At 45.1% G+C, this 1,175-nt stretch carries 2 protein-coding genes; both read left to right on the plus strand.

The genetic code is table 11. The features are described 5' to 3' along the window. Positions 1-114 precede the first annotated feature (114 nt). On the plus strand, positions 115-645 hold the full coding sequence (locus tag BFI01S_RS21990; RefSeq protein WP_268875357.1) for a DUF6431 domain-containing protein: 531 nt from the start codon (positions 115-117) through the stop codon (positions 643-645). A 44-nt stretch (positions 646-689) separates the two neighbouring features. After that, positions 690-1,175: helix-turn-helix domain-containing protein (locus tag BFI01S_RS21995; protein ID WP_156478374.1), on the plus strand; the 486-nt coding region annotated here is incomplete at its 3' end.

Here is a 1,175-nt window from a genome sequence, read left to right on the forward strand (position 1 = left end):
ATTTATTCTGGAGAAAGGAAAAGACGTCCCCCATAATGTATAACTGCGCCAACAGTTATACAGGAAACGTCCCACAAAAAAAGTATATGGTTATTGTATCAGATTATCAGCTGATTGAAAACATACTTACTGGAGTTTTTAGTTAGGGGTGCGGGGAGGACTCCTTCCCCATGCTGCGGGAAAGACATGTTGGTTAGAGGTACAAAGAATCGAAAAGCCAAGGATCATACAGGTCAGAGTAAGACATATAACATCCGAAGATTGCAGTGCACCAATTGTCAGACCATCCATCATGAACTTCCAGATTTATTGATTCCTTATAAACGCTATGAGGCTGAATGTATCGAAGACGTTCTTACGAACCCGTCCACCCACATTGTACCCGCCGATGATTCCACTCTTTCGAGATGGCACGGCTGGTTTCATCAATTTGTGGATTATTGGATCGGCTGTTTGAATTCCATCATGGTCAGGACCAATCAGGGAAATATCCCCCGGAATATCACGTCCAAATGTTCAGGGACCGCACTTCAAAGGATAGGACGCTTGGCAGGAGATGCCAATGGATGGCTGACAAGAATTGTCCGGCCCATCGTAAATATTAATTTATGGATACACACCCGTTCTGCATTCATTGTCCAATAACACCTGATTTACACTCATGATAGACACAGAGAGGAGAGTGTATCATGAGGGAACATAAGAAATCAGAGGAATTGGCAGTGCAGCGTTTTCAGCTGATATCCCCTTTATTGGCAGAGGGGCTTGACGCTGGGAAAGTAAAGGAATTAAGAGACCAAATAGCGAAGGCCAGCGGTTTTTCAGAAAGAACCATCAGGCGATATTTGGCTCGATTTCAGGAAGATGGGTTTGGGGGACTGAAGCCGCAAGGAAGAAAAGGTGCAAAAAAGTCTGAAGCTATCTCTCCTCATTTATTGGAACAGGCAATCCTTCTGCGTAAGGAAGTGCCAAGCCGGAGCGTAGCTCAAATCATACAGATACTCGAGTGGGAAGGGTTGGCTGAACCAGGACAGATCAAAAGGTCAACGCTCCAGGAAAAGCTCACTGAAAAAGGTTACAGCACACGGCATATGCGACTCTATTCCCAGACAGGAGTAGCTGCCAGGAGATTTCAGAAGCGACATCGCAACCAACTATGGCAATCAGATATCAAG

This window comes from Cytobacillus firmus NBRC 15306 (assembly GCF_001591465.1).
In the GTDB taxonomy this organism is placed as follows: Bacteria; Bacillota; Bacilli; order Bacillales; family Cytobacillaceae; genus Cytobacillus; species Cytobacillus firmus.